At 61.2% G+C, this 12203-nt stretch carries 10 protein-coding genes; 2 read left to right on the forward strand and 8 right to left on the reverse strand.

Translation table 11 applies throughout. The features are described from left to right. Positions 1-25 precede the first annotated feature (25 nt). Positions 26-673, forward strand: coding sequence for a cysteine hydrolase family protein (locus NKI16_RS20195; RefSeq protein WP_023679515.1), 648 nt, complete (start codon positions 26-28; stop codon positions 671-673). Between the two features lie 77 nt (positions 674-750). On the opposite strand, the gene NKI16_RS20200 is transcribed toward NKI16_RS20195, so the two are convergent. From NKI16_RS20200 to NKI16_RS20235, 8 genes are all read right to left on the reverse strand, one after another. Next, positions 751-2430, reverse strand: coding sequence for a formate--tetrahydrofolate ligase (locus NKI16_RS20200; RefSeq protein ID WP_023679514.1), 1680 nt, complete (start codon positions 2428-2430; stop codon positions 751-753). A 307-nt stretch (positions 2431-2737) separates the two neighbouring features. After that, complete coding sequence (locus tag NKI16_RS20205) at positions 2738-3862, reverse strand: DUF2333 family protein (protein WP_023679513.1); 1125 nt, start codon at positions 3860-3862, stop codon at positions 2738-2740. Between the two features lie 15 nt (positions 3863-3877). Further along, positions 3878-5176, reverse strand: a complete 1299-nt coding sequence (locus tag NKI16_RS20210) for a DUF6638 family protein (protein WP_031212593.1) — start codon at positions 5174-5176, stop codon at positions 3878-3880. Positions 5177-5374: 198 nt separating this feature from the next. Next, on the reverse strand, positions 5375-7285 hold the full coding sequence (locus NKI16_RS20215; protein WP_023679510.1) for an AAA family ATPase: 1911 nt from the start codon (positions 7283-7285) through the stop codon (positions 5375-5377). A gap of 24 nt (positions 7286-7309) precedes the next feature. Continuing rightward, a complete protein-coding gene (locus tag NKI16_RS20220; RefSeq protein ID WP_023679509.1) occupies positions 7310-8455 on the reverse strand; it encodes a hypothetical protein in 1146 nt (381 codons plus the stop codon). A 35-nt stretch (positions 8456-8490) separates the two neighbouring features. Then, on the reverse strand, positions 8491-9579 hold the full coding sequence (locus NKI16_RS20225) for a hypothetical protein (RefSeq protein ID WP_023679508.1): 1089 nt from the start codon (positions 9577-9579) through the stop codon (positions 8491-8493). A gap of 215 nt (positions 9580-9794) precedes the next feature. Further along, positions 9795-10184: a c-type cytochrome gene (locus NKI16_RS20230; protein WP_023679507.1), complete on the reverse strand. Its 390-nt coding sequence runs from the start codon at positions 10182-10184 to the stop codon at positions 9795-9797. A 127-nt stretch (positions 10185-10311) separates the two neighbouring features. Beyond that, positions 10312-10923: a thymidine kinase gene (locus tag NKI16_RS20235; RefSeq protein ID WP_023679506.1), complete on the reverse strand. Its 612-nt coding sequence runs from the start codon at positions 10921-10923 to the stop codon at positions 10312-10314. Between the two features lie 238 nt (positions 10924-11161). On the opposite strand from NKI16_RS20235, the gene NKI16_RS20240 reads away from it, so the two are divergent. Beyond that, positions 11162-12097, forward strand: coding sequence for a choline ABC transporter substrate-binding protein (locus NKI16_RS20240; RefSeq protein WP_023679505.1), 936 nt, complete (start codon positions 11162-11164; stop codon positions 12095-12097). Positions 12098-12203: the final 106 nt, after the last annotated feature.

The following is a 12203-nucleotide window of genomic DNA, read 5'->3' on the forward strand; positions in this document are numbered from 1 at the left end:
ATGTCCAACGGGAAAGGAAAACCCCATGTCGCAACCAGCCAAAGGCAAAGCTCCACGCCGCGCCCTCATCGTCATCGATGTTCAGAACGACTATGACGGCGGCAACCTCGCCATCCAGCATCCGCCGTTCCGCGACAGCGTCGTCAACGTGGCGCGAGCGATGGATGCGGCCACCGAGGCAGGCGTCAAGGTGGTGGTCATCAAACAGTTGGCGCCGGAAACCTCACCGGTCTTCGCCAAGGGCAGCCATGGCGCCGAGTTGCACCCGGAAATCGCCAGGCGAAACCGCGACCACTACATCGAAAAGAACTTGCCCAGCGCCTTCACCGGCACGGACCTCGAGGAGTGGCTGCGCGCCAACTCTATCGATACGATCACGGTCATCGGCTACATGACGCATAATTGCGACCTGTCGACGGTCATCCACGCCGTGCATATGGGTTTTGAGGTCGAGTTCCTGTCGGACGCAACGGGGTCATTGCCGTACGCCAACAGCGCCGGCTACGCTTCGGGGGAGGAAATCCATCGCGTGGTGACGATCGTCCTGCAGTCGCGCTTCGCGGCCGTTCTCAAGACCGCCGAGTGGATCGATTGTCTGAAGACCGGCGTGGTACCCCAGCACGACACACCCTATGCCTCCAACCAGCGCGCGCTGGCGCGAAGCGCGGCTTAGGGACGAGCTCGTCGCGAAGTCGCCAAAAGGGCGCCGCAGCGTTGCGGCGCCCTTTGCCGTTCAAGCGTTGATTATCCCTAAAACAGGCCTTCGATCTGGCCCATTTCGTTCAGGAAAATCTTTTCCGAGGATGGCGCTTTGGGCAGGCCGGGCATGGTCATCACCTCGCCGCAGATGATGACGACGAAGCCGGCGCCGGCAGACAGCCTGACCTCGCGCACCGGTACGGTGTGGCCGGTCGGCGCGCCGCGCAGATTCGGATCGGTGGAGAAGGAATATTGCGTCTTGGCCATGCAGACCGGCAAATGACCGTAGCCGGCGTGCTCCCAGGCGTGGAGTTGGTCGCGCACCGATTTGTCGGCGATCGCTTCGGAACCGCGATAGATGCGCTGGACGATGGTGTTGATCTTCTCGAACAGCGGCATGGCGTCGGGATAGAGCGGGGCGAATTGCGACGCGCCGGATTCGGCCAACGCCACGACTCTTTTGGCCAGTTCCTCGATGCCGGCCGATCCCTGAGCCCAGTGCTTGCACAGGATCGCCTCTTCGCCCATCGAGGCAACGTAGTCCTTCATCGCCTGGATCTCGGCCTCTGTGTCGGAGTAGAAATGGTTGATGGCGACCACAGCCGGCACACCGAACTGACGGATGTTCTCGATGTGGCGGCCGAGATTGGCGCAGCCCTTCTTGACCGCCTCGACGTTCTCCTTGCCGAGGTCCTCCTTCTTGACGCCGCCATTCATCTTCATGGCGCGAACCGTGGCGACGATGACCGCCGCGGCGGGCCTCAGGCCGGCCTTGCGGCATTTGATGTCGAAGAACTTTTCGGCACCGAGATCGGCGCCGAAACCGGCTTCGGTGACGACGTAGTCGGCAAGCTTCAGCGCCGTCGTCGTGGCAACGACGGAGTTGCAGCCATGCGCGATGTTGGCGAAGGGGCCGCCATGCACGAACGCCGGGTTGTTCTCCAGCGTCTGCACGAGATTGGGCTGCATGGCATCCTTCAAGAGTACGGCCATGGCGCCGTCGGCCTTGAGGTCGCGCGCATAGACGGCCGACTTGTCGCGACGATAGGCGACGATGATGTCGCCGAGGCGCTTTTCCAGGTCCTTCAGGTCGGTCGACAGGCACAGGATGGCCATGACTTCCGAGGCGACTGTGATGTCGAAACCGGCCTCGCGCGGGAAACCGTTGGCGACGCCGCCGAGCGAACAGATGATCTCGCGCAGCGACCGGTCGTTCATGTCCATAACGCGGCGCCAGACGACACGGCGGGTGTCGATGCCGAGCTCGTTGCCCCAATAGATGTGGTTGTCGATCAGCGCCGACAGCAGATTATGCGCGGTGGTGATGGCGTGGAAATCGCCGGTGAAGTGGAGGTTCATGTCCTCCATCGGCACGACCTGCGCGTAGCCACCGCCGGCGGCACCGCCCTTGACGCCGAAATTCGGTCCGAGCGAAGCCTCACGGATGCAGACGATGGCCTTCTTGCCGAGGCGGTTGAGGCCATCGCCCAAGCCCACCGTCGTCGTCGTCTTGCCTTCGCCGGCCGGTGTCGGGTTGATGGCGGTGACGAGGATCAGCTTGCCATCCTTGTTGCCCTTCACCGACTTGATGAACTCGGCCGAGATCTTCGCCTTGTCGTGGCCGTAGGGCAGAAGATGTTCGCTCGGAATGCCGATCTTCTGGCCGATCTCCTGGATCTGCTTCTTCCTGGCGCCGCGCGCGATCTCGATGTCGGACTTCACTTCGGCCATGGACGACTTCCCTCTGAATTGGACGGATTTGACTAGTGTGGTCGCAAGAATAGCCCGGCATTGCAGGCGCGGGCATGTTCTACCCCTGTCGCTGCCGCGGCGTCAACTTTCATGCAACTATGTTTCCTACGAAGAAAATGCCTCTGCGGCCGGCTGCCCTGCTACAGGTTCTTTTCGCGCCGGTTGCCGCGCCGTATAGAAGCCAGAGCAGGCGCGGTTCCGCCGTCTCAAAACAGCCGCGTAATACGCGAAAAGCGACAGAAGCAACGGCGCAAATTCACCAGCGCCGGCTGTGCGGGACGATCCGCTACTGCGTCAGCACGTTGCTGATCTCGACCATGTTCGAGCGCACCCTGAGTATGTAAAACCCCATCGTCGTCAGATGTGTCGGCAACAGCCAGCCGTCCTCGCGGCCATTGGCGATGATGAAGGGCTGGATGCGCAGCGCCGAGACGAATTGCGCGTCCATCGTATCCCACAGGTTCTGCAGGTGCTTTTCCTTGATGACGTCCTCGAAGTCGGCCTGTGCGCCCTTCATCAGCCCGTAATAGGCATAGAGCTGGCCATAGGCGAACCAGAAGCGGTCGTCGGCGCGTGTGTCGAACCAGCCATTATTGTGGTTTTCGGCACGCTCCTTGAGGATCGCCGAGGTGGAACCGATATCGGACGAAATGCGGTCGATATACTGCTTGAGATTGTCGGCGCGGGCATCGAATGTCGCCTGGCAGGCTGCGAGGCGGGCGTTGAAGGAACGCAGCTTGCGCACCGCGTCGCGATAGTAGCTCGGCGTCGGCGTCTTGGGCCCGAACGGGTTCAAGCCGAAATACCAGGTTTCCTCATCGAACTGCAGATTGCCGCGGGCGTCCTGCAGGTCGGCGTCGATCTGCGAGGTGGTGCGGACGCGGCCGAGATTGTCGGCAAGCTCGGTCGCCGTGCGCCGCACCGCCTGGTTGATGCCGCGCTGGAACGACGCCTTGTTGTCCATGAACGGCGTGTGGTCCCAGTCGATGCCGAACAGGCCGAGCTTGTAGAGGATCATCGACGACACCCAGGCATTCTGGTTGACGTTGAAGTCGGTCAGGTCGGCAGCGACCTGGGCAATGGCTGAATTTCCGCAGGTCTTGGCCGTGTCGGTGCCGGCGCCGGCGGAAACCTGTTCACCGGCGGAGCTGTTGCGTTTTTCGAACGTGTATTTGTCGACGTAATTCGGGTCGAAATTGTTCCACCACTGGGTGGCGTAGAAGAAGTTGACATAGAGACCGATCAGCACGAGCACAGCCAGGCCGAGCACCGCCTTCAGGATCCAGCCGCGTTGCGTGTACCAGCGCCCCGCCCACAGGAACGGCCACAGGATCGCGCCGATGAGCAGGCCGATGCCGCGGCCAATCCACTGGAAAATCCGGGTGAAGAAATTCACGATCGGATCAAGCATGGCGATGTCACCCCCTCAGTCAGTCAAGCCGTAGAGGCGTGTGCGAAACGCCACCTTGTCCTTCAGATATGTGGTTTTCAGAACGTCCACAACATGCGATCGCCAGGCGTCGCTGAAGCCTTCATAGTCCCTGTAGAAGCCCGGCTTGTTGAAGACGTAACGCGAAACGAAGTCCTGCGGCACGAAGTCCGAGATCAGCTGGTTGGTCAGCCAGGCGTCGGGATGGTCCGGCTTGGCGCGGATGACCAGGAAGCGCTGCTGCGGGAACACGTCCTCGATCTTGAGATGGCCGAGCTGGGCGATCTCGCGCTTGGCGGCGTTGAGGAAGGGAAAATTGCCGTCCCTGGTGATCAGATCGGTATGGCCGTGGATCCAGGTCTGCAGCCAGACCTTGTCGACGTCGGTCAGATTGCGGTCGGGATCGGCGTCGCGGATCAGCGCGCGCACCACCATTTCGGCGCGATGCTCGAGATAACCGGAGGTTTCGATCCATGAGGCGCGCGGCAACTCGAGGCGGCCGGTCGAGGCGAGGAACTTGAATACCTTGTCGGCGTCGTGGATCGAAAGGTAGCTCACCTGCCATGGCCGCGAGCGGCGGAAGCCCGGCGCTGCCGGGTCGCTGATCACCGTCGTCACGTCGGGATCGACGAACACATAAAGTCCGCCGAAATGGCTGGTCCAATAGGCATTGTGGCGGAAGATCACCTGGTCCGGCACCAGCGCATTCTCGCGGATGTCGCCGCAGATCTTCGCCAGCTCGACCATGTGGGCAAGCATGGCGTTGTCGCGCCAGGCATCCGGTTCCTGCTTCAGCCGGTCGACCAGCTTGCCGAGTTCAGCGGCCTTGCCGAGCACATCCTCGGCCGACAGCACCTTGAATTCGACCTGATTGATCGACAGCAGGTCCTCGATGTCGTCGACCTTGGGGACCGAATCCTCGATCTCGCCGTAGATGACGTCCTTGATCGTCAGCGCATCGATGGCGCGCTGGTTCTTGGACATGAACTCGTACATCAGCAGCGAAGTGTTGGAGAACGCCGTGTGCACCACCGGCAGGTCGATCTGCGACGGCGTCAGGATGATGAAGCGACGGTTGACCTCGTTCGGATCGAGGTAGCTGTAGTCGCCGCATTCCTCGGCGACCTGCGGCGAGAAGCCAGTGCGATCGATCTCGAAGCTTTTCAACTTGGTCGGCTTCAAGCCGAACGCGACCATCGCCTTGTTGTAGCGCTGGATCAGGTGCGGCTCGTCGATCGTCAGCAGCCGGCCGTAGATCAGCTCGTTGTCGCGCAACAGATCGGGTTTCTTAGCCATTATTCCTTCTCCCCGTTCACGGGGAGAAGGTGCCCGAAGGGCGGATGAGGGGCGCGAACGCTCCTTCTCCCCTTGTGGGAGAAGGTGGCCGAGCGAAGCTCGGTCGGATGAGGGGTGTTCCAGCTTGACGAATACCCCTCATCCGTCGCCTTCGGCGACCCCTTCTCCCACAAGGGGAGAAGGGGGCGTCGGCGCATCTCACGCATTCCACAGCCCCTTTTTCTTCATATCCTCGATCTCGCGGACGGCACGCTCCCGCAGACGGGTGTCGCGGATCATCTTGGTCACCGCCGCATCATCGGACTTGTCGGAATAGCGGAACTCGGAATCCGCGTAGCGGTTGATCTCCTGCATGACCATGTCCATCGAGAATGGCCCGCGCAGCTCCTCGATCATGGCTTTCTTGTCGTCGTAACCCTTGTGCATGAAGGCTTCCGGCTTTTCGAACCACTCGTCCGGCAATTCGATGTCCATGGCGCGCATCTTGATGGCATCGGTGACGTTCTTGATGGCGCGACCGGTAAAGCGCGGCTCGGCATCCTTGATCATATGCAGATAAGTGCCGATGTCGGCCATCGTCTTTGGCGCGCCATTCTCCTTCATGTAGCGCTCATAGACCTTCATCAACCCGTCTTCCTGTGGCTTCTCATGCTCCTCGTAAGCTTCCATCACCGCGCGCTGGATCTCTTGCGCCACATAGAGCTTGTGGTCGCCGAGCGGGATCTTGTGGTTCTTGCCGGCGAGCAGAACGAAGATGTCGATGTAGTCGTCGCGGCTCTGCGGGCCGTCGACCAGCCAGCGCGCGCCGGCGCGCTGGCGTAGCGCGTCGTCGACGTTTTCGGGATAGTTGGAGAACATGCCGAACGAGCAGTTGCCGCGCACCACGGTCGCCGCACCTCCAAAGGCGTCCATCAGGACGCCGGTGATTTCCTGCTGGCCGGCCGAGGCGCGGTCGTCGGACCGGCGTGCCGCCACCTGGTCGATATCGTCGATGGTGCCGAAGCCGATGACGCGCGGGTTCAGCACATTGTTGATGAACTGGCGGCAGTTCTGGCCGGACTTGCCCTGGTAGGAGGAGATCTGGTCGACGCCGAAATTCTCGTAGGCGAAGGGATAACCGGCGACCTGGCAATAACCATTGAGAAGACCGGCGATCATCTGGATCAAGGTTGTCTTGCCGGTGCCGGGCGCGCCATCGCCGATAAAAGTGAACAGGAAGCCGCCGAGCTCGACGAACGGGTTCAGCTCGCGCTCGAAGTCATAGGCCATCAGCATCTTGGCAAGCTTGACCGACTGGTATTTGGCGATGTGGTTGCCGACGACCTCTTCCGGTTTTTTGAAGGTCATCACCAGCGGCTTTGCCCGCTTACCCGGCGCGACGTCGAAGCCGTCAAGGGTAAAATCGTCGACGTCGATGCGGATATGCGCGTTCTCGAACGGACCGATGCCGTCGAAGCGGCCCTTTCGCGCCAACAGCCCGTCGATGGCGACGCGGGCAAAGGCGCGGGCGCGGGTCATCAGGTCGGCATCGTCCTTCGAACCCGCTATCGCCCTGTCGAGCCCGGCCACGATCGACTTCACCGCATCCTGTGGCGTGTCGAACAGAAAGTCCGGCTCGGGCGTGTCGTTCGGCGCCTCGCCGTCGCTGTCGATCAGCTGGAACAAATAGGAGGCAAGGCTGAAGGCGGAGATGTAGGCAGAGGCCGACAGCAGCTTCTTGAAGGTGGCAGCTTCATCGCCTTCGAGCGGCGCGCGGGCGTTTTTCGCCTGCAGACTTTCGAGGTCCGAGCCCTCGGCGAAGACATCCGATATGGCCAGCGCTATCGCTGTGCCGCGCCGGGCGCGAAACAACAGCGTGTGCTGCGGGATAGTCAGCAACTGGTCGTCGGAATGGACGGCGGCGACGGTTTTGGAGAGCTCGACCTCGCGCGTGCGGCGCACCGAGCCGACCGAGACGGTAGAGACGAAGCGGCGGTTGGTGCCGGCAAGCGCGGTGCCGGACTCGCGCGATGGGTCCTCCAGCACGACGATGCGAGTGATGAAACTTTGCGCAGTGGCACGGTGCTTTTCAATTGCCGCTTCCGGGATGGTGGTCAGGCCGGTGTCCATGGAGGATGCTCCGCGATTTGATGGTCAGACGTCGCTGATGACCTGCCCTTTGGACAGGATGTGGACCTTGTAGCCCGAAAAGATCTTCTGCGCCTCGCCGGCGGCATAGAGCGCCTGATAGGCCTCGTGCGGAATCAACGCATGGTTCTCATAGCTCGACACGCCTTGCCGCGCGGCCTCGAGATCGTCGGTATTGATGAAGAATTCCTGCGTCGTCTTTTCGCTCGAAAACAGCCCCTTGCGGCCTGGCTTTTCGGCCTTGGAAAAGACCTCCTGGATGGTCCAGGTCAGCAGCCAGGCGTTTTCCGGCTTGCGCACCTTGGCCAGCACTTCGCTCACCGTCGAATTGTTGTCGGTAATCCCTGCAGAATAGAACGGGCCGAGCACGACGCGACGCAGTTGCTTGGGATGCAGCGGCTCGAAATCCTTGTCGAGGTTGACCGCGATGGTCGCCGGCGACAGCGCGTAGGCGGAATTCTTCTCGGTGAAATCGTCGAAACGGTGGGCAAGCTCGGGATTGAGCAAGCCGTCGACCGGCAGCGGAATGTCGACCCTCTCATTAAGTTTGCCACTGGAGTCGACAAGCTGCCGGATCATGTCGTCCGAGGAATCCTCGACCGTCACCATATACACAAGCGGCAGGTTGGCGCTGCCGTCGAAGCAGGCCCAGTGGACCAGATAATAGGGGCGCAACGTCTTCGGATTGACCGACACCTTGACCGTCTGGGCCAGCGTGAACGGGCCGAAGGTGGTCTCGCTCTTGACGTCCTCGAGGTAAAGCCGCTCGGCCATCGACTTCTGCAGCGCTTCGGGAAATTCCTTGTGGCGCAGGATGAAGTCCGCCATTTCCTCGCGCAGCTCATCGGCCAGCGGAAGGTTGGCGAGGCGCGCATCGGCCTGGAGCCGGTCGTTCTCCAACTCGAGCAGGTTCTGGAAGACCGGAAAACCGCTTTCGGCGCGCGAGATGCGGAACGTCTCGGTGAAGCCCAGCCGGTTGCGCCAGCACGAGAACGACTTGTCGAGCCGCGCAATATATTCGGCGACGACCTTGGCGACGATGCCGTGCCGATAGAGCGGCGAGCGATCGTCGCGCATGAACACTTCGAGGCCGCCAAGTGCCGCCGTGATCGCCGAGAAATAGCGCGCCGCAGCTTCGTTTTCGGGGGTCATGCTGCCAGCCCTTGGGAGCAGTGCACGTGCAGCAATTACGATTGCACGTAATTTGCCGAATTGTGCTTCTTCATCACATCGTCGAAGCGGCGGGCGAAGGCATCGTCGGCGAGCTTCTTGCGGCGCTGGATGTCGGCGGTGGCGACCATGTTCTTCTCGTGCATTTCAAGCAGATCGCCGATGTGCTTTTGCGAGGCGGCACCAATGCCGGCCATGGTCTCTTCGGCGGTGTTGTCGACCTGGCTGCCCAGCGTGTTGATCTTGTGGGCGACATCCTGTTGGGCGGCGGTCTTCAGCGAATCTTCCAGCGCCTTGTACAGAACGATGCGCTGCTCGGTATCGATGGTCAGCTTGTTGATCAGCGTCGATTGCGCCGCGATCTGGTTGTTGAGCGAATCGACGAAGGTCTGGAACATCGAGGTGTAGCGCTCCAGCGTCTGGCTTTCGGCCAGCAATTCCTGCTCCTTGGCCTGCTTCTCGTTGTATTCCGTGGCCAGTTTCGAGCGTTCGCCTTCCAGCTGCGTGCGCACCTTCTGGCTGGTCGAGGCGGCGATCTTGTTCTCGATGTCGAGCAGCATCGGGTTGAGCTCCTCGATGCGCTTCTGCACGGTCTCGAGATTGGACATGGTGGTCTTGCGGCGCTCGATCACCTGCGACAGGCTGGCCTCGGAGGTCTTGTAGCGCGTGTCGAGAACCTGCTTCTGCGCCTTGAGGATGCCGACGATGGTGTCGGATTTCGCCAGCAGCTCCTGCAGATTGCCGGCCAGCGACATGTTGCGGACGCGGTCGGTGCGCAGGCGCTGCTTGCGCTGGCTGGAGAAGACACCGACGAAATTTTCCCAGCCGGTGTAGTTCTTCATGCTCTCGAATTCGGCGCCGAAGACGTTGGTGGCGTCCTCGAGGCCGATAATCAGGTCGGCGATATTGCCTTCCATCACCTTCTGCTGCTTCAGCACATCCTCAATGCGGGCATTCTCGATGTCGAAATTGGCGTCGCCGATCTTCTTGTCGGCGGTGGCGAGCGTGTCGAGCACAGTACCGGACTGCTCGATCTTGGTGCGCATGTCCTCTACGACCTGCTTGGTCTTGGCAATCTCGGCATCGAAATTCTGCAATGTCGCCATTGGGGCCTCCCGCTTCGGCATCGGTTTCGTTTCGCAAACCGCCGCGAATATATGTGCCGGGTTTGGCGAATGAAAGACGGAAGACATGGGATTACAGGAAAACAAAAGAATTTCAGGAGGCCGACCGCAGGATAGTCAGGCAATGATTACGGTGTAACTGCCGTCCGGTCAGACACCGCTTCAACCGCGGCTGGACTTTAGGTCGGGAGCGACGCTCAGGGCTTGGGATCGGCCTTGAGGTAGGCGATGACATTGGCGATGTCGTCGTCGCTGGTCAGGCCGGAGAAGGCCATTTTGTTGCCGGGGACCTTCTGCCGCGGCGCCCGCAGGTATTCGGCGAGGTTTGCTTCGTCCCAGACCAGGCCGGCGGCGCCGGCGTCCTTCATCCCCTGCGAGTAGCGGCTGAGATAACTGTCCGCGGTGCCGGCGGTGCGGCCGACGACACCCAGCAGATGCGGGCCGACCTTGTCGTGGTCGCTCGTGGCCTCATGACAGGCCATGCATCTGTTGAAGACTTTCTTGCCGAGAGCGGCATCGCCGTCGGCATGCGCGGCAAGAGCGCCGGCGATGAGGAAAGCAGCGGCAGACGAAATGGCTCGAAGCATGGGAACTCCCCGACGGCTCTGGCTGAGAGGTTCTGAAATAGCAAGCAGGCCTTAAACAAGCGCCGCACGATGGCGCGATTGGTGAACGAATGTCGGCCGGGAGGTCGGATGAAAGCAATAGCGCTGGTCAGGTTTTGGTGAAGCCGATGAAATCGTCGGGCACGGCGCGGCCCATTTCTTCTTCCCAATGGCGGCGGCAGAGCGAGACATAGACATCCTTGCCGATCGCCACCTGTTCGCCCTGTTTCGCCACCTTGCCGTCGGCGCCGAGGCGCACCACCATCGTCGCCTTGCGGCCGCAACGGCAGATGGTGCGCACCTCGCGCAGGTCGTCGGCGATTGCCAGCAGGGTGCGCGATCCGGAAAACAGCTTGCCTTGGAAATCGGTGCGCAGGCCGTAGCACATGACCGGGATGTTCAGCCGGTCGGCGATGCGGGCGAGTTGCCAGACCTGCTCCTCTTCGAGGAACTGCGCCTCATCGACGAAGACGCAATGGACCGTGGCGTGGTCGTGATGCTCGGCGACCCGGGCAAACAGATCGTCGCCGTCGCGGAACATCTCGGCTTCCGTCTCCAGGCCGATGCGCGACGAGATCAGCCCGGTATCGCCCTTGCGGTAGTGGCCGGCGATGAACAGCATCGTCGTCATGCCGCGCTCGCGGTAATTATACGAGGCCTGCAACAGCATCGTCGTCTTGCCGGCATTCATCGTCGCATAATGGAAGTACAGCTTGGCCATGCCGTCCTTTTAAGCCGAGTTGCAACAAAGCGGGGAGGGGGAGCGCCTACATTCCACCGGGAAAAGGCGACTTCCATCCGGAAAGCGGCGGGCGTGTCGCTGATCGGCCAGCCTGCGCCGTTGTTCGTGATTGCCTTAGTGCTTGAAACCGCAGCAGAATGATGTTTGGCTGACAGAACAAAGGCGGAGATAAAACCGTCGCTTCGCTTCACCGAGAACTGAAAATGGGAGAATTTTCATGTCGCGTATGAGTTCATTCGTCGCCGGCCTCGGCCTGGCGGCTTTTCTATCCACGACTGGGGCCTTCGCCGGCGATCCGGAAAGCTGCAAGACGGTGCGTCTGTCCGATGTCGGCTGGACCGACATCCAGGCGACCACCGGCGTCGCCTCGGTGCTGCTCACGGCGCTCGGCTACGAGCCGCAGGTGATCCAGCTTTCGGTGCCGGTGACCTATGCGTCCCTGAAGAACAAAGATCTCGACGTGTTCCTCGGAAACTGGATGCCGTCGATGACCAACGACATCAAGGACTATGCCGCCGAAGGCTCGGTCGAGACCGTCAGCGAAAATCTCAGCGGTGCCGGCTACGGCATCGTCGTTCCGACCTATGTCGCCGATGCCGGTGTCAAGACGCTGACCGATCTCGGCAAGTTCAAGGACAAGTTCGACGGCAAGATCTACGGCATCGAGGCCGGCAATGACGGCAACCGCATCATCCTCGACATGATCAAGGATCCGAAGACCAATCTCGAAGGCTTCGAACTGGTCGAATCTTCCGAGGCCGGCATGCTCACCCAGGCCGACCAGTCGATGAAGAACAATGAATGGATCGCCTTCCTCGGCTGGACGCCGCATCCGGTGATGGGCGCCATGAAGATCACCTATCTCGAGGGGATGGGAGATAGCGGCTTTGGTGCTGCCACCGTGCATACCAATGTACGCAAGGGCTACATGAGCGAATGCCCGAACGCCGGCAAGTTCATCGCCAATCTGAAGTTCAACCTGGACATGGAAGGCGAGATGATGGACGCGATCCTGAAGGGCGGCGACGCCAATACGGTCGCGACCGACTGGCTGAAGAAGCACCCGGACGCGGTCGCTCCCTGGATCGCCGGCGTCACCACCTTCGACGGCGGCGATGCGGCGGCTGCGGTGAAAACGGCGCTCGGAAGCTGACCCGACCATCTGGCATGACGAGACAAGGGGCAGCCACGGTAGAAATGGCTGCCCTTTTTCATATCCTGTGACAAGATGACCGTCCGGCGAAGGACGGCGCCGGCAG

Source organism: Mesorhizobium sp. M0698, from assembly GCF_040320455.1.
In the GTDB taxonomy this organism is placed as follows: Bacteria; Pseudomonadota; Alphaproteobacteria; order Rhizobiales; family Rhizobiaceae; genus Mesorhizobium.